Raw genomic sequence first — 965 nt, 5'->3', positions numbered from 1 at the left:
AAGTCCAAACAGGCACACTCAACTTACAAGGTGGTGGTACAAGTAGCGGTATTTTTGAGGTTGATAGCGGTGCGTCATTAGTATTTGGTGGTGGCACTTACAACATCACAGGGGGATCTTTAACTACAGACAATCTCACAGTAAGTAGTGGAACTGTCACTGTCACGGGTGCAACTGTTAGCAATCTCAATCATCTCTCTGTCAGTAACGGCAATCTGACTTTCAATGAAACTGTGAGTTCCGTCAATAATCTGTCTATTACAGGCGGTACTTTATCACTCAATGGCATTCAAGATAGCGAAACCGAAAACTTTACTCTCAGCAATGGCACACTCACAGGCACAGGCAATTTAACCGTCAAAACAGGCGGTACATTCAACTGGAGTGGGGGAACGCAATCAGGCACAGGCACAACCATCATCCAAGGTACAGCTAACCTCAGTGGTAACGCCAAATTCATCGACACTCGCACCATCGAAACTCAAGGTACAGTAACTTGGACGGGTGGAGATATATATGGGGCTAACGGGGCGATTTGGAATAATACCGCCACAGGTGTATTTGATATTCAAAGCGATCGCTCTTTTTATCATTGGTATGGTAATCGCCCTATCTTCAACAATGCCGGTATCCTCAAGAAAACCGCAAGTACAGGCACGACTACTATTGGTGCCGCCTTGAATAACACAGGTTTGATTCAAGTCCAAACAGGCACACTCAACTTACAAGGTGGGGGGATGAGTAGTGGTGTGTTCCGTGCCGAAAATGGAGCATCATTAGTTTTTAGCGGTGGTAACTATAACTTTACAGGTGGTTCACTCATAGGAGAAGGGGCAATCTCCATCACTGGTAGTGGTACAGTTACAGTCGATGGAGCAATTCTCAGTGAAGTCAACAACCTCACCCTCAGTGGTGGTAGTCTAGCACTCAACGGTACAACAGCTAGTGAAGTCAACAACCTCATC

At 45.7% G+C, this 965-nt stretch carries 1 protein-coding gene; it reads left to right on the top strand.

Translation table 11 applies throughout. The features are described 5' to 3' along the window. The coding region (locus AACS98_RS20905) for a hypothetical protein (RefSeq protein WP_198161170.1) at nt 1-965 on the top strand (965 nt) is incomplete at both ends.

The organism is Anabaena sp. CA = ATCC 33047, assembly GCF_963870205.1.
GTDB lineage: Bacteria > Cyanobacteriota > Cyanobacteriia > Cyanobacteriales > Nostocaceae > Trichormus.
The sequence above is the reverse complement of the archived record's forward strand: the minus strand, read 5'-3'. Positions and strand labels throughout refer to the sequence as shown.